Source organism: Pseudomonas sp. A1230 (assembly GCF_044218825.1).
GTDB classification, from domain to species: Bacteria; Pseudomonadota; Gammaproteobacteria; order Pseudomonadales; family Pseudomonadaceae; genus Aquipseudomonas; species Aquipseudomonas iridis.
Map to the genome: position 1 here is coordinate 2,288,787 of NZ_CP162582.1, position 19,314 is coordinate 2,308,100.

Genomic DNA, 19,314 nt, shown 5'->3' on the forward strand with positions numbered 1-19,314 from the left:
CTACGAGGTGAAGGGGCATTCTACTCGCTATGCAGGTTCGCATAAATCGACTCTGCGAGCTTTTTACTGATCCCCGGGGCTTTCGCTATCTCTTCGATGCTTGCACGAGTCAGCTCTTGCAATCCACCAAAATGTTTCAACAAGTCGCGACGTCGAGTCGGCCCTACTCCGGCAACGCCTTCCAGCGTTGACGTACGGCGAGTTTTGCCGCGACGTGCTCGGTGCCCTGTAATTGCAAAACGGTGCGCTTCATCGCGAATCTGCTGAATCAGGTGCAGTGCCGGCGAGTCACCGCGCAAGGTGAATTCATGCGCCGCATCATTCAGATACAACGTTTCGAAACCCGCCTTGCGCGTTGCCCCCTTGGCGACACCGAGCAGGATCAAATCCGGCACGGCCAATTCATTGAGCACGTCGCGGGCCATCGATAGCTGCCCCTTGCCACCGTCGACCAGCAGAATGTCCGGCAACTTGCCCTCGCCGTCCTTGAGCTTGCTGAAACGTCGCGTCAGGGCCTGGTGCATGGCGGCGTAATCATCGCCAGCCGTGACACCTTCAATGTTGTAACGGCGGTAATCCGATTTGATCGCGCCTTCCGGGCCAAAGACAACACAGGATGCGACCGTCGCCTCCCCACTTGAATGACTGATGTCGTAACACTCCAGACGTTGCGGTGGCTCATCCAGGTTCAGCACTTCGGCCAAGGCTTCAAATCGCGCCGCAGTGTGCTGACGATTGGCCAGACGCGCACCCAAAGCCTGCTCGGCGTTAGTCACAGCCAATTGCTGCCAACGCGCGCGCGTGCCTCGTACCCGATGACTAATGGCCAGTTCACGACCGCGCAATTCATGGATCGCCTCGATCACCGTCGGAAAGTCTTCGTGCATCACATTGACGATGAGCTCGCTGGGCAGGTCGCGCTCCGGGCTGCTGATGAAGTAATGACCGAGAAACGCCGCCATGACTTCAGAAACGTCTTCATCAATCCCGACCTGCGGGAAGAAGTTCTTGCTGCCCAGCACGCGTCCGCCACGGACGCTGATCAAATGCACGCAGGCGCCGCCCGGGTTGACGAAGGCTGCGATGACATCGATATCGCCCGTGCCACCCTCCATGCTTTGTTGATCCTGCACACGGCGCAGCAGAGCGATCTGATCGCGCAACTCGGCGGCGCGCTCGAATTCGAGGTTGATCGCCGCCTCTTCCATCGCGCTGGACAGCTCGTTGGTCAGCGCATGACTGCGCCCTTCGAGGAACATCACCGAATGACGGACGTCGTCAGCATAAACATCAGGCTCGACCAGCCCGACGCAAGGCGCCTTGCAACGCTTGATCTGGTATTGCAGGCACGGGCGGGTCCGGTTCTTGTAGTAACTGTCTTCACACTGGCGGACGAAGAACGTCTTCTGCAGCAGGCTCAGACTTTCACGGATGGCGCCAGCACTTGGATAGGGCCCGAAATATTTGCCCTTGGCTTTCTTTGCCCCACGATGAATGCTCAAACGCGGGAATTGGCCGTCGGACAAGAATACATATGGATAGGATTTGTCGTCGCGCAACAGAATGTTGTACGGCGGCCGCCATTCCTTGATCAGCGTCTGCTCTAGTAGCAGCGCCTCGGTTTCATTGGCGGTGATGGTCGTTTCGACCTGAGCAATGCGTCCAACCAGTGCAGCCGTCTTCGGCGCCAGGCCGGTTTTGCGAAAGTAGCTGGCCAGTCGCTTCTTGAGGTTCTTGGCCTTGCCTACATACAACAGGCGCGCATCGCTGTCGAACATCCGGTACACACCGGGGCGCCCGCTGACAGTCGACAGAAAGGCACTGGAATCGAATGTTTCAGTCATGTCAGAGGCTGGCATCAACCATTCCGTGACGAACCGCCAAAAGTGTCAGCTCGACGTCGCTGCTGATCGAAAGCTTCTCGAAAATACGGTAGCGATAGGTGTTCACGGTTTTCGGTGAGAGGCACAACTTGTCGGAAATGATCTGAACCTTCTGACAGCCGACAATCATCAATGCGATCTGGATTTCGCGCTCGGACAAGGCATCGAAAGGTGAGTCATTGGACGGCTGGAAGGACTTGATCGCCAATTGCTGGGCAATCTGCGGGCTGATATAGCGCTGCCCGGCGAAGACCAGGCGAATGGCCTGTACCATTTCCGGCAGCCCGGCGCCCTTGGTGAGATATCCCGCAGCACCAGCCTGCAGCAACCGTGTAGGAAAAGGATCCTCTTCACACACCGTAACCGCGACCACCTTGATGTCCGGATGACTGCGCAGCAGTTTGCGCGTGGCCTCCAGTCCGCCGATGCCGGGCATCTTGACGTCCATCAGAACCACATCGGGTTTCAACTCTCGGGCCTTGATCAGGGATTCTTCCCCGGACTCGGCCTGGCCAACCACCTGCAAGCCATCAATATCGGCCAGCATCCGTGTAATGCCCGTACGAACGAGATCATGGTCATCGACCACCAGCACCCTAATCAAGCAGACACCTCGCGATATGGTCATATTGGGATGCGGGACACCTTAGCAAAAAGTGCCCGGCAGACCTAGCGGCAAGCGTCATTTAAAAAGTTTCAAACGATCATTCAGGGCTTGCCGGCCGTGGGTTTCAGAGCACAGGTGTACTGATATCGAGCTGCATTCGCAGGAAACACTCGTCCTCGCCTTGTACGTGTAGTCCTTTTCTCTCATACAATTTTTTTGCCGGATTATTTTCGAACACCGTCAGGCGTAACGCCGGGCGCCTTTCATGCCGGGCCATGCCGATAATCTGGTCGATTGCCCAGGATCCTGCGCCCTGCCCCTGAAAGGCTTCAGCCATTTGCAGTTCACGAATATACAGCGCCCGCGCATCCCGACTCAGACTGAAAAAACCTGCCGGCACATCATCAAGCACTATCAACCAGTTTTCACGCCCCGACCATGCCACGTCGAACGCCTCGTCCTGCCACAACAGCTCATGATGAATGTAGTAATGCAGCATGTTCTGACAGGTGAGATCGCGGGCAAAAACCAAGTCTTCAGGTTTCGCCCGACACATACGAAATCTCATTTTGCCTCCATCAGCGGACTCACCCGCCCCTGCCATCTACGGGTAAAAGTGGAGTGTGTCACAACGCATGCTGCACTCAAGCAATAGGTGTTTCATTGGCGGCTCGATAGCATTTTCTGATTGCTGAGGTGTATTGGCCTCTAGTAAGCTCGGCGCATTCATTGGAGACAGACCATGTTCAACGCCCTCTCACAGCTTCACACCGCCAGCGCCCTGCGCTCGGTTGCGGCTGCCCGGGCGAATGACGTTTGCGCTCCGGTCAGCTTTTATTTTGGGTATTGGTTTAGCCACTGGCGCGCCTGATACCCACACGGCGCCCAAGTAAACGGGTCGCCTACCAGAGATTTCTCAACCCCCGGTCGGCTTCCCGACCGGGGGTTTTGTTTTTTCAGGCCACAAACTTTTCAGCCACACACCAGACACTTTGAGGATTCATCAAATGAACTACGCCACTTATTACCGTTACGACAGCTTTAGCGCCTGGCGATTTACCAGCCTCCGCTCGGGACAGCCTGCCGCCTCCGATCGGTCACCTACAGGTGGCAAACCCGAACACGTAGCCAATACGGCCAATTGTCGAACACCCCAGTAGGGCCGAGCGAGCGGGAAGCACCCGCCGCCTGCCCAGGAAGACCGAATATGAACTCGTCCATTTCTGCATTGCCATTGTCCACCCATACTTGCGCCAACGAAGCCCTGACCCTGCGTCTGCCGAGCTCGTTGCAACTCAAGCAGCAATTGCCATTGAGCCATGCCTTGAGCCGCCAGGTCGCCGCCCACCGCCAGGCGGTTCGCGCGATCCTCAACGGCGAAGACCAGCGCCTGCTGGTAATTGTCGGACCCTGCTCAATCCACGACCCTCAGTCCGCCCTTGAATACGCAGGCAAGCTCGCTCGACTGGCTGAACAAGTCAGCGACGAAATGCTTCTGGTGATGCGTGCCTACGTCGAAAAACCGCGCACCACTGTCGGCTGGAAAGGTCTGGCCTACGACCCGCATCTGGATGGCAGTGACGACATGGCCGGTGGCCTGGCACTGTCGCGCGAGCTGATGCTGGAAATGATCCGACTTGGTTTGCCGGTGGCGACCGAACTGTTGCAACCGATGGCCGCCGGCTACTTCGACGATCTGCTGAGCTGGGTTGCCATCGGTGCACGCACCACTGAATCGCAAATCCATCGCGAAATGGCCAGCGGCTTGAGCATGCCGGTGGGCTTCAAGAACGGCACCGACGGTGGTGCGACCGTTGCCGTCGACGCCATGCGTTCGGCAGCCCATCCCCATCGGCATTTCGGCGTCGACAGTCAGGGACACCCGGCCATCATTCAGACACCCGGCAACGTTGACACCCATCTGGTGTTGCGCGGAGGCCATCAGGGGCCGAATCATGATCGCGAGAGCGTGGCACGGATTCACGCCGAACTGATCCGCCTGAAGATCCCGAGCCGGATTATGGTCGACTGCAGTCACGCCAACAGTGGCAAGGATCCATTGCGCCAACCAGGCGTGTTCAACGAAGTGCTTGAACAGCGCTTGCAGGGCGATCGCTCGTTGATTGGCATGATGCTGGAGTCGCATCTGTTCGAAGGCTGTCAGCCACTGAGCGCATCGCTGCAATACGGTGTCTCGATCACCGATGGCTGCCTGGGTTTCAGCGCAACCGAGCAACTGCTGCTCGATGCGGCTCAGCGCCTTGGCACGCAAGCCAGAGGCTGATATCTAGACCTGCCCTCCGGTTTTTAAAAAAAACCGGAGGGCGAAGCGAGTCGCAACTACGCCTCGACCCGCACCAGCGTTACCGCAGACGCCTGACTGACGTCGTCCAGACGCTCGACGGTGTAGGCAACAGAAACAGTCGACCCAAGATGCTCACGCCAGAAACGCTGTGGAACGATGAAAATCAGCGGTTTGCCTGCGGTTTCCCGGGTGATTTCACGGTCATCCCGATGATTGAAATATGCACCGTCGCACTTGAGGTAGACCAGCTCACCTTCTTGCGTTTGGGCATTGCCGATCACCACAGTGACGCCATCGATCGAATCCTCCGTCAGTAGCACACCGTCCTCAGCTTCCAGTACATCAGGCGCATCCAGCTCACCGAGCAGCAACGGCGTGATGAGTATTCGCGCGGGCTCGGATTCGCGCACCACCCCACCCGCCTGCTCGATTCGGTAGCGCACCGAGACCTCGCCACCAAGATGCGCCGCGATGTATTCAGGCGCGACCCAAAATGACAGGACATCGGAGACTGCGAAGGTTTCGACCTTCAATCGATCGCTGAACGACAGCGGGGATGCGTCGCCAGACCACAACAACAAAACCTGGTCACCTGCAGCCATGCGAGCGTATGGCTGAAGCGTGATGAGTACGCCTTCAGCGACACGCGCCGGGTCCAGCGTCCCGCCACTTGCACCCTCGACATGCGGTGCAAGCAATTGCGCCCGCGTATCCCCCACGGACAATTGCAGGCGCGCAGACAATGCGGGCTCGGACAATGCTGCGCTGAAGAGTGTCCAGCGGACCTCCAGCGAGCCGCCATCCAAAGCCGCGACGTGCATGCCCTTGATAACGAAAATGACGTCTTTGCCAACCTGAGCGTCGCTGACGAAGCGCACCATCTCATGCTGATAGGCATAACCCTCGATATCCAGGCCGTCCCAGCTCAACAGCAGTTGATCACCACTGGCCATGCCCGAATACGGGGCGATACGGACGACGACCTTGCTTTGCGAGGGGTCGAGGACGGTGCCCTCCAGCGCATCGAGCGTTACTGCTGGCAACAATTCAACTGTCTTGCTGGCGCTGGCTGGGTGGCGCATCCGGTAGCAAAACTCGATCTCATGCGTGTTCATTCGCAATTCCATTCCTTGGACAAAACGCTGTCTTCATTGACGGCGTCGACAGTCAACATTGAACGCGTTTGCAGGCGCTCTCGCTATCAGCCGAATTCGCCGCATCCATGGCGCAAAAGCTATGGGACCGGTAGGCAACTTACACAAAATCGAGCTGCTTCCTGCGGGAGACGGCCAGAGCTTCCGATTTAGGCTTCAACTGCTGCCGAAAACTCCCACGACTACTAGTCCAGATTCACCGGTCAATTGAAGCCTCTTCGTACCTCTTCAACGAGTTGTGTGTTTTAGAGTGGCCCACAGATTCCCCAATGAACTTCTGCGAAGAAAGGTAAGAACATGCAACGGAATGCTGTAACTCGTTATCCCATCCTTCTGGTACACGGCCTGTTCGGATTCGAGCGTATTGGCCATTTCGAGCTGTTTCATGACGTCAAGGAGGCGCTGAAAACCGCTGAAAACAGGGTCTTTGTTCCCCACCTCTCCGCTACCCACAATAATGAAATGAGGGGCGAGCAGTTGCTGGCGCAGATTGATCGTGTCCTGCGAGGCACAGGTGCCAGCAAAGTCAACCTCATCGGCCACAGTCAGGGCGCACTGACTGCAAGATACGCGGCGGCGCTTGCTCCGCACGCCGTCGCTTCGGTGACGTCGGTCAGTGGTCCAAACCACGGTTCGGAACTGGCTGACTTTCTGCGCAAAGCTTTGGTTCCAGGGCAATTGCCGGAACTGGTCGCGCACAACATTGCAACGCTGTTTGGCGACTTCCTTTCATTGCTCAGCGGTAGCGTCAACCTGCCGCAGAATGCGCTGGCGGCGCTCAATGCGCTGACCACCGAGGGGGTTGGCGCTTTCAACGACAAATTTTCACAGGGCTTGCCCAGTACTTGGGGCGGCGACGGCCCCGGGAAAGTCAATGGCGTGCACTATTACTCCTGGAGCGGAGTGCTGCCTGCAAACGGTCTGCCCAGTCTCGATCCGATTCAAGGCGTTCATCGGGCGCTGTCGCAATACTTCATGACAGAGGGACAACAGAATGACGGTTTCGTAGGACGCTTCAGTTCCCACTTGGGGCAAGTGATCCGGTCTGACTATCCGCTGGACCACCTGAGCACCTTGCGCCGTCCTGCCACCGCGTTACCCAGTCAGCCCGACCCGATTAGTCTCTACGTAGAACATGCCGCGCGCCTGAAAGCAGCGAATCTGTGATCAGATAGTCGACAATCCCACGGAACTTTGCCGAGAATTCGGCCACTGATTCCGGTAGGCTCCACACTTTACTGAAATAGATTGGAGAGTTTCCCCATGGCTAAAGCCACTGCCCGCCACATCCTTGTTGCCAGCGAAGACAAGTGCAACGAACTCAAGGCCCAGATCGAAGGCGGCGCTGATTTCGCCGAAGTCGCGAAGGCCAATTCCACCTGCCCATCCAGCCGTCAGGGCGGTGATCTGGGTTCGTTCGGTCCTGGCCAGATGGTCAAGGAATTCGATACCGTGGTCTTCAGCGCGCCGATCAACGTCGTGCAAGGCCCGGTGAAAACCCAGTTCGGTTATCACCTGCTGGAAGTCACCAGCCGTCAGGACTGATCCTTCGTCTGATTGCTATACAACGGCCCGCCTTTTGGTGGGCCGTTGTGTTTCAGTTACACATACGGCTGGCGACTGACGCGCCTCTCGCGTACAACTTGCGCTTATCGATTACCCGGTTCCAAGGCTGACAATGCGACTGGTTTTCCCAACATTGATGCTTACCGCCCTCGCCCTGCTGTCGGGCGCCGCTGGTGTGAACGCTGCACCGCAACATGCGTTGACCGTGTATGGCGAACCCGCCAAGTACCCCGCAGGCTTCAGTCACTTCGACTACGCCAACCCGCAGGCCCCAAAGGGCGGAACGATGCGCCGCTCGGCGCTCGAAATCGGTCACTTCGACCATATCCTTCCTTATATAGACAAAGGCATAGGCGTCAGCCAGATCGACGGCATGCTGTACTCACCGCTGGCACAGCGTTCGATGGACGAGCCCTACACCGTCTACGGCCTGGTCGCGCAAAAAATGGAGCGCTCGGACGACGGCCTGTCGCTACGATTTTTCATCAACCCCAAGGCCCGCTTCGCCGACGGCAAGCCGATCACCGCCGAAGACGTGCGTTACACCTACGATTTGTTGATGACCCAAGGCAGCTTGCGCTATCGCACGCAGTTCGCCGACGTCAAAGGCGTTGAAGTCGAAGCACCGCTGACCGTGCGCTTCGATTTCAAAAGCGATGAAAACCGTACCTTGCCACTGGATATCGCGACCCTGCCGGTGTTTCCCGAACATTGGTGGAAGCGTCGCGATTTTGCCGGCGGTGGTGGTTATGAACCGCCACTGGGCAGCGGCCCTTATCGGGTCGGCAAGGTTGACTCGGGACGGAGTATCACGTTCGAGCGCAATCCCGATTGGTGGGGCAAGGATCTGCCGGTCAGCCGCGGCTTGTACAACTTTGACCATTTCAGCATCGAGTATTTCGGCGACACCGACGTCGCACGCCAGGTGCTGCGCGGTGGCGCCTATGACTACAACCGCGAGTTTTCAGCCACTGGCTACTCGATTGGTTATGACAGCCCTGCCCTGAGCGACGGGCGTCTGCAAAAAGCCCATCTGGCCACCGAGGCGCCGCAATCGGCCCAGGGATTTGTGTTCAACCTGCAGAAACCGACGTTCCAGGATCGACGCGTGCGTCAGGCACTGGCCATGTTGTGGGATTTCGAGTGGAGCAACCGGCAGATGATGCGCAACCTGTACATCCGCCAGCAAAGCTACTTTTCCAACTCAGATCTGGCGGCGCGGGAGTTACCCGATGCACAAGAGCTGAAAATCCTTGAACCCTTGCGTGGACAGATTCCCGACGAGGTTTTCACAAAAGTCTTCGAGGCGCCGAAAACCGATGGCAGCGGCCTGATCCGCGACAAGCAATTGCAAGCCCTCGCTTTGCTTGAGCAGGCCGGCTGGAAGCCTGACGGCGATCAACTGGTGAATGCCGAAGGCGAGCCGCTGAGTTTTACCTTTCTGGTCAGCCAGAACGGCATCGATCGCCTGTTACTGCCCTACAAGCGCACGCTGAAACAGATCGGCATCGACCTTAACATCCGCCGCATCGACGCCTCGCAGTACGTCAACCGCTTGATGAGCCGCGACTACGACATGATCGTCACTGGCTATCCGGTCACTACGTCGCCGGGTGGCGAACTGCTCAACTATTTCGGCTCGTCGGCCGCCAACGACCCTGGCGCCAACAATTACATGGTGTTGAAAAACCCGGCAGTGGACACGTTGATCAACGGCCTGATCCGCGCCTCGACCAAACCCGACATGCTGCACTACGCCCATGCACTGGACAGCGTGCTGCAATGGAATTACTACTGGATTCCCAACTACTACCCGCCGGGCAGTTCGACAGTCTGGTGGAACCGTTTCGGCATTCCGTCGGTTCAGGCGAGCAATGACGAAGCCATCGAGAGCTGGTGGGAAATCAGCCGTACGCCGCTGACCAATCAACAGATGACCGCCGAGAAAATCACGCGCGGCAGACCCGGAGGACCTCGCTGATGTGGGGTTACATACTGCGGCGTCTGCTGCTGATCATTCCGACACTGGTGATCATTCTGCTGGTCAATTTCGTCATCATTCAAGCCGCGCCGGGCGGCCCGGTCGAGCAGGCGATCGCGCACTTGCAGGGCATTGGCGGGACGAATGTCGGCGGTGGTTCGGGCGAGACCATGAGCGGTACATCACGCGCCAGCCGTGGTCTCGACCCGCAACTGATCAAGGACATCGAAAAACAGTACGGTTTCGACAAACCGGCCCATGAACGCCTGTGGCTGATGCTCAAGAACTACGCGCAACTGGACTTCGGTAAAAGCTTCTTTCGTGGCGCGACGGTCACTGACCTGATCCTGGAAAAAATGCCGGTGACCATCTCGCTCGGGCTGTGGGCCACGCTGATCACTTATCTGGTGTCGATTCCACTGGGCATCCGCAAGGCCGTGCATCATGGCAGCCATTTCGATATCTGGAGCAGCACGGCAATCATTATTGGCTACGCGATGCCGGCGTTCCTGTTCGCGATGTTCCTGATCGTGGTGTTTGCCGGCGGCACCTCGCTGAACTGGTTTCCGGTGCGAGGTCTGGTCTCGGACAACTTCGAATCGTTGTCGACCATTGGCAAGATCGCCGACTACTTCTGGCATCTGGTGTTGCCGGTCACTGCGCTGGTGATCGGTGGATTCGCGACATTGACGATTCTTACCAAGAACTCGTTCCTCAACGAAATCACCCGCCAATACGTGGTCACGGCGCGTGCCAAAGGCCTGAGTGAGCGTCGAGTGCTGTATGGCCACGTGTTCCGCAACGCGATGTTGCTGGTGGTGTCGGGCATTCCTCAAGCCTTTATCAGTGTGTTCTTCGCCGGCTCCCTGCTGATCGAAGTGATCTTCTCCCTCGACGGCCTCGGCCGCATGAGCTACGAAGCGGCGGTTTCCCGAGACTATCCGGTCGTGTTCGGCTCGCTGTTCATCTTCACCCTGTTCGGTTTGCTGATAAAACTGATTGGCGATCTGTGTTACACCCTCGTCGATCCGCGCATCGACTTCGCCGCGAGGAACGCCTGATGTTCAAGCTCTCGCCACTGGGGCGTCGCCGCTTCGAGCGTTTCAAGAAAAATCGCCGGGGCTGGTGGTCGTTGTGGTTGTTTATCGCACTGTTCGTCGTGACGTTAGGCGGTGAACTGATCGCCAATGACAAACCGTTGATGGTCAGCTACCAGGGCCAGTGGTACTTCCCGGTATTCAAACGGCACACCGAACAGGAGTTCGGCGGGCAGTTACCCTTCCAGGCCGATTACCGCAGCGAATACGTGCAGAACCTGATCCGCAAGGACGGTGGCTGGCTGCTGTTTCCGCCCATCCCGTTCAGTGACGACACACCCAATTACGACCTCAACAAACCGGCGCCCAGCCCACCCACGGCAGTCAACTGGCTCGGCACCGATGACCAGTCGCGGGATGTGTTGGCGCGGGTGATCTTCGGCGCGCGGGTTTCGATTCTGTTTGCGCTGATGCTGACGTTTGTCAGCGCGCTGATCGGCATCGCGGCGGGCGCGCTACAAGGCTATTACGGCGGCTGGGTCGATCTGCTCGGGCAACGTTTGCTTGAGGTATGGTCCGGGTTGCCGGTGCTGTATCTGCTGATCATCCTCTCCGGTTTCGTCGAACCGAATTTCTGGTGGCTGCTGGGGATCATGGCGCTGTTTTCATGGCTGGCATTGGTCGACGTGGTGCGTGCCGAGTTCCTGCGCGGACGCAATCTGGAATACGTCAAAGCCGCGCGCGCCCTGGGTTTGACTGACCGCAAAGTGATTGTCCGGCACATCCTGCCCAACGCCATGAATGCGACGTTGAGCTACCTGCCGTTCATTCTGACCGGAGCGATTTCCACCCTCACCGCGCTGGACTTCCTGGGTTTCGGCATGCCGGCCGGCAGTGCCTCGCTGGGCGAGTTGATTGGCCAGGGCAAGCAGAACTTGCAGGCACCGTGGCTCGGACTGACGGCGTTTTTCACGCTGGCGCTGATCCTTTCCTTATTAGTGTTCATCGGCGAAGCGTTACGTGACGCGTTCGACCCTCGATCCTGAAGCGTGACCATGACTGACAACCTGATTGAAATCCGTAATCTAAACGTCGCCTTCCATGGTCAGACCGTGGTGCGCGACTTGTGCCTGGATATTCGCCCCGGTGAGTGCCTGGCACTGGTCGGCGAGTCCGGCTCGGGCAAATCGGTCACAGCGCATTCGATCCTGCAATTGCTCCCCGAAAGCGACGCGCACACCAGCGGCAGCATTCGCTATCGCGGGCAGGAACTGGTCGGCGCCGATCCGAAGGTCCTGCGTGAACTGCGTGGCAATCGCATCGCGATGATCTTTCAGGAGCCAATGACCTCGCTCAATCCGCTGCACACCATCGAAAAGCAGATCGGCGAGACGCTGTTGCTGCACCGTGGCCTCGGTGGCAAAGAGGCGCAAAAACGCATCCTCGAGCTGCTCGAACTGGTGGGCATCCAGAAACCCAAAGAGCGGCTCAAGGCCTATCCGCATCAGTTGTCCGGCGGCCAACGTCAACGGGTGATGATTGCCATGGCGCTGGCCTGCGAACCAGAGTTGCTGATCGCCGATGAGCCAACCACTGCCCTTGATGTCACCGTGCAGCGCAAGATCCTGCTGCTGCTCAAATCCCTGCAACAGCGGTTGGGCATGTCGCTGCTGCTGATCAGCCACGACCTCAATCTGGTGCGCAGCATCGCCCAGCGCGTCTGCGTGATGAAGGCCGGCGAGATAGTCGAGCAGGCGCCCTGCGAAACGCTGTTCACCGAGCCGAAGCATCCTTACAGCTGCGTGCTGCTCAACGCCGAGCCAGATGGCGAAGCATTGCCCCGGGATGAGCGCGAAAACGTCCTGGAGGTCGATGATCTGCAAGTGGAATTCGTCGTCGGTGGCGGGCTGTTTCAGCGCAAACAGTACCTGCGCGCAGTAGACGGCATCAGCCTGAACATTCAGCGCGGCAAGACCTTGGGCATTGTTGGCGAATCCGGTTCGGGCAAGTCGACGCTGGGTCAGGCAATTCTGCGTTTGCTCGATTCGCAAGGCAGCATTCGTTTTCAAGGCACAGCGCTCGATGGCCTTAATCAGAAACAACTGCGACCGTGGCGCCGGCAGATGCAGGTGGTGTTTCAGGATCCGTTCGGCAGCCTCAGCCCTCGGATGTCGGTAGCGCAGATCATCAGCGAAGGCCTGGAAGTGCATTGCGAATCCACCGCCGACGAATGCGATGCACAAGTGATCCGCGTACTCAAGGAAGTCGGACTCGACCCGGACAGCCGTCATCGCTATCCCCACGAGTTTTCCGGTGGCCAGCGGCAACGTATCGCCATCGCGCGGGCACTGGTGCTGAAACCCGCGCTGATTCTGCTCGACGAACCGACCTCGGCACTGGATCGCACGGTGCAGAAACAAGTGGTCGCCCTGCTCCGTGACCTGCAGGAAAAACATGGTCTGACTTATCTGTTTATCAGCCATGACCTGGCCGTCGTCCGCGCTCTGGCCCACGACATGATCGTGATCAAGGACGGTAAAGTCGTCGAACGTGGCGCGAGTCATGAGGTGTTCGATTCGCCGCAGCACCCGTATACCAAAGAGCTGTTGGCGGCGGCGCATCCGGGCTAGGCATAATCGGTTTCCAGCTTGAACCGCGTCGCGCCCATCGCTGGCAAGCCAGTTCCCACAGGGCTTTCGGTCGTTCACAAATGTTGTGTCCACCAATGAAACTGTGGGAGCTGGATTGCCAGCGATGAGGCCAGCACTCGCAACACACATTCAGGATCAGCCTTCATGAACACCACTGAAAGCCTCAAGGACTACCAACGGGTTCGCACCCTGGCGATCCGCTCACTGTTCGAGATCATCGAGCAATCGAGCGAAGGCACGGTGATTGTCGATCGCGACGCCAACATCGTCTGGATGAACGAACGCTACGCCCGACGTTTCGGCCTGGAGTCCGCTGCAGGTGCGATCGGCAAGCCTTGCGAAAGCGTGATCCCCGGCAGCCTGTTGCGTGAAGTGGTGCGCAGCGGGCGGCCGATTCTGCTGGACATGCAGGACACGCCGAAAGAGCCGTTGGTGGTGATGCGCCTGCCGATTCACGACGATGCCGGCACGGTGATCGGCGCAATCGGTTTCGCCCTGTTTGATGAGTTGCGCACCCTGTCGCCGATGCTCAAGCGCTACCTGAGCATGCAGGAGGAACTGGCCTCGACCCGCTCATTGCTGCGTGCGCGGCAGACCAAGTACAACTTTGCGCACTTCATCGGCACCAGCGCCGCCAGCCTCGAAGTCAAACGTCGCGCTCGCCGCAGCGCCAGTGCCGACTCGCCGGTTCTGTTGCTCGGCGAAACGGGCACCGGCAAAGAGCTGTTGGCCCAGGCAATCCACAGTGCTTCGCCACGGGCGCACAAGGCGTTTGTCAGCATCAACAGTGCGGCGATCCCCGAGGCGCTGCTCGAAGCGGAGTTTTTCGGTACGGCACCAGGCGCCTTCACCGGAGCTGACCGCAAGGGCCGCACCGGCAAACTGCAGATTGCTCAGGGTGGCACGTTGTTCCTCGATGAAATTGGCGACATGCCGTTGCCACTGCAGAGCAAACTGCTGCGCGTGCTGCAAGAGAAAGAGTTCGAGCCGGTGGGCTCCAATGAAGTGATACAGAGCGATGTGCGGGTGATCGCCGCGACATCGACAGACTTGCAAGCGGCAATCAAACGCGGTGAGTTCCGCGCTGACTTGTATTACCGACTCAACGTATTGCCCATCAATGTGCCGCCGTTACGGGACAGGCTCGATGACCTGCCCGCGCTCAGCGAAGCCATTCTCGAAGAGCTGCGCAGCCAGCACGAACTGCACCGCGAAGCATTGGCGTTGCTCGCGCAGCATGCCTGGCCGGGCAACATTCGCGAGCTGCGCAACGTGCTGGAACGGGCGGCGCTGCTCAGCGATGACTTGATGCTTTCAGAGGTCGACATTCGTGCGGCCATCGGCACGTTTACGCCAGTGGAGCGGACTTGCGCGCCGATTGTTGAACCGTTGGCCGTGGAAACTTTCGCCCAGGCTCGCGAACGGTTTGACCGGCAATTGATCCAGTCTGCGCTTGTGCAATGTGGGGGCAAGGTGCCGGAGACAGCGGCTCGGCTGGGGCTTGGGCGGTCGACGTTGTACAAGAAGATGGTGGCGTTGGGGATCGCCGAGTCTCAATAGAGAGATATTTATCTCGAAATAAAGACAAGGACAAAAGTATTGCTGGCAAGCCAGCTCCCACAGGTTTATCGCAGTCCTGTGGGAGCTGGCTTGCCAGCGATGACGTCGGCTGATTCAAAAAACATCTCAAAATAGAGACAAAGCATTCATTTAATGCCCACGACTCAAAATAATTTCCATATATTTCAACAAGTTAGATATAGGGCACAAAACTCGCTAAAGCCTCTCCCACACCTGTTTCAACCACAAAAATAACAATTCTGGAGAGACACACCATGAGTGTGATCATTGCCTTGGCAGCCCTCGCGCTGTTGATGCTCGCGGCCTACCGTGGCTACAGCGTTATCCTTTTTGCCCCGATTGCCGCCCTCGGCGCGGTGCTGTTGACCGACCCTTCCGCCGTCGCCCCTGCCTTCACCGGGGTGTTCATGGAAAAAATGGTCGGTTTCATCAAACTGTACTTTCCCGTGTTCCTGCTCGGCGCCGTGTTCGGCAAGTTGATTGAGCTGTCCGGATTCTCGCGCTCTATCGTCGCTGCGGCGATTCGCCTGCTGGGCACCAAGCAGGCCATGCTGGTCATCGTGCTGGTTTGCGCCGTGCTCACCTACGGTGGCGTTTCGCTGTTCGTCGTGGTGTTTGCGGTTTATCCGTTTGCCGCGGAGATGTTTCGCCAGAGCAATATCCCCAAGCGTCTGATCCCGGCGACCATCGCCCTCGGCGCGTTTTCGTTCACCATGGATGCCCTGCCCGGCACGCCGCAGATCCAGAACATTATTCCCAGCACCTTCTTCAATACCACCGCGTGGGCAGCGCCGTGGCTGGGTGTGATCGGCACGATTTTCGTGTTCTGCGCCGGCATGCTGTTCCTCCAGCGTCAGCGCAACAAGGCTCAGCGCGCCGGTGAAGGTTATGGCACCGAGCTGCGCAACGAACCGGAAACGGCCGAAGACCTGAAGCTGCCGAACCCGTGGCTTGCGCTGTCGCCTCTGCTGGCAGTGGGCATCATGAACCTGCTGTTCACCCAGTGGATTCCGCAGTGGTACGGCAAGACCCACAGCCTCGCGCTGCCGGGCATGGCCACGCCGGTCACCACTGAAATCGCCAAACTGACGGCGATCTGGGCGGTACAAGCAGCGTTGCTGATTGGCATCCTCATGGTGCTGGTGTTCGGCTTTAAAGCGATTCGCAGCAAACTGGCCGAGGGCAGTAAGAGCGCGGTCAGCGGCGCGTTGCTGGCCGCCATGAACACCGCCTCCGAATACGGTTTTGGCGCGGTGATCGCCTCGCTGCCGGGGTTTCTGGTGCTGGCCGACTGGCTCAAGCAAATCCCCAATCCGCTGGTTAACGAAGCGATCACCGTGACCTTGCTCGCCGGTATCACCGGTTCGGCGTCGGGCGGCATGAGCATTGCCTTGGCGGCGATGTCGGAGCAATTCATCAGCGCGGCGAACGCGGCGAACATTCCGCTGGAAGTGCTGCACCGCGTGGCCGCGATGGCCAGCGGCGGCATGGACACCCTGCCGCATAACGGCGCGGTGATCACGCTGCTGGCGGTTACCGGTCTGACCCACCGCGAAGCCTATAAAGACATTTTCTGTATTACGCTGATCAAGACCCTGGCGGTTTTCGTGGTGATCGGCACTTTCTACGCCACTGGCATTGTGTGAGGTATTGATGACGACTCTTACGGGCAAAACCGCACTGGTTACCGGCTCCACCAGCGGCATCGGCCTGGGCATTGCCCTTGCACTGGCCAAGGCTGGGGCCAATGTGATTCTCAATGGTTTTGGCGATGCCGCCAAAGTGATTGCCGAAGTGGCGCAGTACGGCGGCAAGGTCGGCCATCATCCGGCCGACGTCAGCGACCCGGCGCAGATCGCCGAGATGATCGCGTACGCCGAGCACGAGTTCGGCGGCGTCGACATTCTGGTCAATAACGCCGGTATCCAGCACGTCGCGTCGGTGGAAGAATTTCCGATCGAGCGCTGGGATTCGATCATCGCCATCAATCTATCTTCGGTGTTCCACAGCACTCGCCTGAGCTTGCCGGGCATGCGCGCCAAGGGCTGGGGGCGAATCATCAACATTGCTTCCGTCCACGGCCAGGTAGGCTCGACGGGCAAAGCGGCTTATGTCGCGGCCAAACATGGCGTGATCGGACTGACCAAAGTGGTCGGTCTGGAAACGGCGACCAGTAACGTCACCTGCAACGCTATCTGTCCGGGTTGGGTGTTGACGCCACTGGTGCAGAAGCAGATCGATGATCGCGCCGCCAAGGGCATCGACCCGCAGCAGGCGCAACATGATTTGCTGGCAGAGAAACAGCCGTCACTGGAATTCGTCACCCCGCAGCATCTGGGTGAACTGGTGTTGTTTCTGTGCAGCGAGGCTGGCAGCCAGGTCCGTGGCGCGGCGTGGAATATTGATGGTGGGTGGTTGGCGCAGTAAGTTTTCGCGCAGCCATTCTCCTTGTGGGAGCGAGCCTGCTCGCGAAGGCGGTGTGTCAGTCCCGTATGCATTCACTGACAGAATGCTTTCGCGAGCAGGTTCGCTCCCACAGGTGATGTGCATGAACAACAAAAAAAGAGGCAAACCAATGTCCGACATCCTCTGGCAACCCGACGCCAGCCGCATCGCACAATCGCGCATGGACGCGTTCCGACGCTCCATCAATCAGCGCCATTCGCTGAACCTTGGCGACTACCCTGCCCTGCATCAGTGGAGCATCGGTCAGCGCGAAGTGTTCTGGCAGGCCATCGTTGATTTCTTCGACATCAGCTTCCATACCCAGCCCGACGCCGTGCTGCGCGAAGGCGCGAAAATGCCCAGCGCCGAGTGGTTTCCCGGAGCAACGCTGAATTTTGCCGAGCACCTGTTGCGCCGGCGCGATGATGCGGTGGCGGTCGTGAGCGTGGCGGAAAATGGTCAGCGCGAGCAATTGACCTGGACCGAGCTGGCCCGCCAGGTCGCGGGGTTTCAGGCCAGCCTGCAAGCGGCTGGCGTTGGTCTCGGCGACCGGGTCGCGGCGTGCATGCCAAACACCTGGCAGACCCTGGTGGCGATGCTCGCGACCACCAGCCTCGGCGCGATCTGGTCATGCTCATCACCGGACTTCGGCACCCATGGCGTGATCGACCGCTTCGGCCAGATCGAGCCGAAAATGCTGATCACCTGCGCCGGCTATCGCTATGCGGGCAAAGAGATCGACCAGACGACCAAGCTCAATGAAATCCTTGCGCAACTGCCGTCGCTGCAACAGCTGATCATCGTGCCTTACGCGCGCTCGCAGGCTCGCGTGGAAGATTATCGAACGCACGCCGATGTCATGCTCTGGGATAATTTCTACACGCCGGGCGGCGATCCGTTCTTCGTCCCGGTGCCGTTCGCCCATCCGCTGTACGTGCTGTATTCCAGCGGCACCACCGGCGTGCCGAAATGCATCGTGCACAGCACCGGCGGCGTGCTGCTGCAACACGTGAAGGAACATGGATTACACGTCGACCTCGGTACCGGCGACCGCTTGTTCTACTACACAACGTGTGGCTGGATGATGTGGAACTGGCTGGTGTCGGCCCTCGCGGTCGGCAGCGTCGTGGTGCTGTATGACGGCTCGCCCTTTCACCCAGGTCCCGAGCGTTTGCTGGATCTGCTGGAAGATGAGCGCGTCAGCGTATTCGGCACCAGCCCAAAATTCCTCGCAACCCTGGAAAGCAGCGGCCTCAAGCCCCGCGAAAGCCATGATCTGAGCGCCCTGAAAACCCTGCTCTGCACCGGCTCAGCCTTGTCGCCGCAGAGCTACGATTTCGTCTACCGCGACTTCAAACCGGACGTCTGCCTGGCCTCGATGTCCGGTGGCACCGATATCGTTTCCTGCTTCGTTAACGGCAATCCGCTATCCCCCGTGCGGCGCGGCGAGATCATGGGCAAGAGTCTGGGCATGGCGGTTGAAGTGTGGAACGAAGCGGGTCAGCCGGTGATCGGTGAAAAAGGCGAGTTGGTGTGCACCTGGCACTTCCCGGCGATGCCGATCGGCCTGTGGAATGACCCGGATGGCGAAAAGCTGCGCAAATCCTATTTCAGCCTGTTCCCCGGAGTCTGGGCGCAAGGCGATTACGCCGAAGAGTTGCCCCACGGCGCAATGATGATTCACGGCCGCTCCGACGCCGTGCTCAATCCCGGCGGCGTGCGCATCGGTACAGCGGAGATTTATCGACAGGTGGAAAAAGTCTCGCAAGTGCTCGATAGCGTGGCTATCGGGCAGCAATGGCAGGACGATGTGCGGGTGGTGTTGTTTGTGCGGTTGCAGGACGGCGCGGTACTCGATGATAGCCTGCAAGCGCAGATTCGCCAGGTGATCCGCGCCAGCACTACACCGCGGCATGTGCCGGCGAAGATTGTTGCCGTCACGGACATTCCACGCACGATCAGTGGCAAGGTGGTGGAACTGGCCGTCAGGAACGTAGTGCACGGCCAGCCGGTGAAAAACACCGATGCATTGGCCAATCCCGAAGCGCTGGACCAGTTTCGGGATCGGCCTGAACTGGCGGATTGATTCGGCCAGGTAGGGAAG

At 58.8% G+C, this 19,314-nt stretch carries 15 protein-coding genes; 11 read left to right on the plus strand and 4 right to left on the minus strand.

Annotation, left to right across the window (positions count from 1 at the left end):
* Positions 1-20: 20 nt before the first annotated feature.
* The 3 genes from uvrC to AB4P97_RS10850 form a co-directional block, all read right to left on the minus strand.
* On the minus strand, positions 21-1,844 hold the full coding sequence (gene uvrC / locus AB4P97_RS10840; protein ID WP_042562105.1) for an excinuclease ABC subunit UvrC: 1,824 nt from the start codon (positions 1,842-1,844) through the stop codon (positions 21-23).
* A gap of 1 nt (position 1,845) precedes the next feature.
* On the minus strand, positions 1,846-2,487 hold the full coding sequence (gene uvrY / locus AB4P97_RS10845) for a UvrY/SirA/GacA family response regulator transcription factor (protein ID WP_016984198.1): 642 nt from the start codon (positions 2,485-2,487) through the stop codon (positions 1,846-1,848).
* A gap of 127 nt (positions 2,488-2,614) precedes the next feature.
* Positions 2,615-3,058 (minus strand): N-acetyltransferase, encoded by a 444-nt coding sequence (locus AB4P97_RS10850; RefSeq protein ID WP_042559375.1) that lies wholly within the window; start codon positions 3,056-3,058, stop codon positions 2,615-2,617.
* Between the two features lie 639 nt (positions 3,059-3,697).
* On the opposite strand from AB4P97_RS10850, the gene AB4P97_RS10855 reads away from it, so the two are divergent.
* Positions 3,698-4,774, plus strand: coding sequence for a 3-deoxy-7-phosphoheptulonate synthase (locus tag AB4P97_RS10855; protein WP_042559376.1), 1,077 nt, complete (start codon positions 3,698-3,700; stop codon positions 4,772-4,774).
* A gap of 56 nt (positions 4,775-4,830) precedes the next feature.
* Here AB4P97_RS10855 and AB4P97_RS10860 read toward each other — a convergent pair whose 3' ends face one another.
* Positions 4,831-5,910, minus strand: coding sequence for a hypothetical protein (locus tag AB4P97_RS10860; RefSeq protein WP_042559377.1), 1,080 nt, complete (start codon positions 5,908-5,910; stop codon positions 4,831-4,833).
* A 336-nt stretch (positions 5,911-6,246) separates the two neighbouring features.
* On the opposite strand from AB4P97_RS10860, the gene AB4P97_RS10865 reads away from it, so the two are divergent.
* From AB4P97_RS10865 to AB4P97_RS10910, 10 genes are all read left to right on the plus strand, one after another.
* Positions 6,247-7,116: a triacylglycerol lipase gene (locus AB4P97_RS10865; protein ID WP_042559378.1), complete on the plus strand. Its 870-nt coding sequence runs from the start codon at positions 6,247-6,249 to the stop codon at positions 7,114-7,116.
* A 96-nt stretch (positions 7,117-7,212) separates the two neighbouring features.
* Positions 7,213-7,494: a peptidylprolyl isomerase gene (locus tag AB4P97_RS10870; RefSeq protein ID WP_003445034.1), complete on the plus strand. Its 282-nt coding sequence runs from the start codon at positions 7,213-7,215 to the stop codon at positions 7,492-7,494.
* 133 nt (positions 7,495-7,627) lie between these two features.
* Positions 7,628-9,496: an extracellular solute-binding protein gene (locus AB4P97_RS10875; protein WP_395602639.1), complete on the plus strand. Its 1,869-nt coding sequence runs from the start codon at positions 7,628-7,630 to the stop codon at positions 9,494-9,496.
* Positions 9,496-10,557: a microcin C ABC transporter permease YejB gene (locus AB4P97_RS10880; RefSeq protein ID WP_042559380.1), complete on the plus strand. Its 1,062-nt coding sequence runs from the start codon at positions 9,496-9,498 to the stop codon at positions 10,555-10,557. Before AB4P97_RS10875 ends, AB4P97_RS10880 begins: the two co-directional genes overlap by 1 nt.
* Positions 10,557-11,579 carry an ABC transporter permease gene (locus tag AB4P97_RS10885; protein WP_047301488.1) on the plus strand — a complete coding sequence of 341 codons (1,023 nt, stop codon included), beginning with the start codon at positions 10,557-10,559 and terminating at the stop codon, positions 11,577-11,579. Before AB4P97_RS10880 ends, AB4P97_RS10885 begins: the two co-directional genes overlap by 1 nt.
* Positions 11,580-11,588: 9 nt before the next feature.
* Complete coding sequence (locus AB4P97_RS10890; RefSeq protein WP_042559382.1) at positions 11,589-13,163, plus strand: ABC transporter ATP-binding protein; 1,575 nt, start codon at positions 11,589-11,591, stop codon at positions 13,161-13,163.
* 165 nt (positions 13,164-13,328) lie between these two features.
* Complete coding sequence (locus AB4P97_RS10895) at positions 13,329-14,744, plus strand: sigma-54-dependent Fis family transcriptional regulator (RefSeq protein WP_042559383.1); 1,416 nt, start codon at positions 13,329-13,331, stop codon at positions 14,742-14,744.
* A gap of 275 nt (positions 14,745-15,019) precedes the next feature.
* Entirely contained in the window at positions 15,020-16,411 is a 1,392-nt protein-coding gene (locus tag AB4P97_RS10900) for a GntP family permease (RefSeq protein ID WP_042559384.1), read from the plus strand.
* A 7-nt stretch (positions 16,412-16,418) separates the two neighbouring features.
* Positions 16,419-17,192 (plus strand): 3-hydroxybutyrate dehydrogenase, encoded by a 774-nt coding sequence (gene hbdH / locus AB4P97_RS10905; RefSeq protein WP_395602640.1) that lies wholly within the window; start codon positions 16,419-16,421, stop codon positions 17,190-17,192.
* 148 nt (positions 17,193-17,340) lie between these two features.
* Positions 17,341-19,296 (plus strand): acetoacetate--CoA ligase, encoded by a 1,956-nt coding sequence (locus AB4P97_RS10910; protein WP_395602934.1) that lies wholly within the window; start codon positions 17,341-17,343, stop codon positions 19,294-19,296.
* Positions 19,297-19,314: the final 18 nt, after the last annotated feature.

Bases quoted from the DNA above. Each gene is read 5' to 3' on its own strand.
- AB4P97_RS10895 (WP_042559383.1), top strand. From the start codon at position 13,329: ATGAACACCACTGAAAGCCTCAAGGACTACCAACGGGTTCGCACCCTG.
- uvrC (WP_042562105.1), bottom strand. From the start codon at position 1,844: ATGACTGAAACATTCGATTCCAGTGCCTTTCTGTCGACTGTCAGCGGG.
- AB4P97_RS10850 (WP_042559375.1), bottom strand. From the start codon at position 3,058: ATGAGATTTCGTATGTGTCGGGCGAAACCTGAAGACTTGGTTTTTGCC.
- AB4P97_RS10855 (WP_042559376.1), top strand. From the start codon at position 3,698: ATGAACTCGTCCATTTCTGCATTGCCATTGTCCACCCATACTTGCGCC.
- AB4P97_RS10885 (WP_047301488.1), top strand. From the start codon at position 10,557: ATGTTCAAGCTCTCGCCACTGGGGCGTCGCCGCTTCGAGCGTTTCAAG.
- AB4P97_RS10870 (WP_003445034.1), top strand. From the start codon at position 7,213: ATGGCTAAAGCCACTGCCCGCCACATCCTTGTTGCCAGCGAAGACAAG.
- AB4P97_RS10880 (WP_042559380.1), top strand. From the start codon at position 9,496: ATGTGGGGTTACATACTGCGGCGTCTGCTGCTGATCATTCCGACACTG.
- AB4P97_RS10860 (WP_042559377.1), bottom strand. From the start codon at position 5,910: ATGAACACGCATGAGATCGAGTTTTGCTACCGGATGCGCCACCCAGCC.
- AB4P97_RS10890 (WP_042559382.1), top strand. From the start codon at position 11,589: ATGACTGACAACCTGATTGAAATCCGTAATCTAAACGTCGCCTTCCAT.
- hbdH (WP_395602640.1), top strand. From the start codon at position 16,419: ATGACGACTCTTACGGGCAAAACCGCACTGGTTACCGGCTCCACCAGC.
- AB4P97_RS10910 (WP_395602934.1), top strand. From the start codon at position 17,341: ATGTCCGACATCCTCTGGCAACCCGACGCCAGCCGCATCGCACAATCG.
- AB4P97_RS10900 (WP_042559384.1), top strand. From the start codon at position 15,020: ATGAGTGTGATCATTGCCTTGGCAGCCCTCGCGCTGTTGATGCTCGCG.
- AB4P97_RS10875 (WP_395602639.1), top strand. From the start codon at position 7,628: ATGCGACTGGTTTTCCCAACATTGATGCTTACCGCCCTCGCCCTGCTG.
- AB4P97_RS10865 (WP_042559378.1), top strand. From the start codon at position 6,247: ATGCAACGGAATGCTGTAACTCGTTATCCCATCCTTCTGGTACACGGC.